Below are 239 nucleotides of genomic sequence, written 5' to 3' on the forward strand. Positions count from 1 at the left end.
GAAACTGGAATTTGCGGCCTTGTACCATGTCATTTTCTTTGCCATTTTCAACTGCAACAAACTCAGGAATATCATTGCTGTGATTCAATCCTATGCTGAGTTTCATGCTGGCTTTTGAGTCATGAACTTTGGCCCATTCACATAAGGAAAGCGACAGGTCAATATGACTGGCATCCAAGGAATACAAGGGATTCTTAAAGCGAAATTTATGAGCTACTTTTGAGTGTTCATAGTATTTA

General features: G+C 38.9%; 1 pseudogene. It reads right to left on the bottom strand.

Going from position 1 to position 239, the window contains the following annotated elements:
• Nucleotides 1–239, bottom strand: a pseudogene (locus AXW61_RS17030) (IS4 family transposase); the annotation flags it as partial.

The organism is Acinetobacter sp. BMW17, from assembly GCF_001592855.1.
GTDB lineage: Bacteria > Pseudomonadota > Gammaproteobacteria > Pseudomonadales > Moraxellaceae > Acinetobacter > Acinetobacter johnsonii.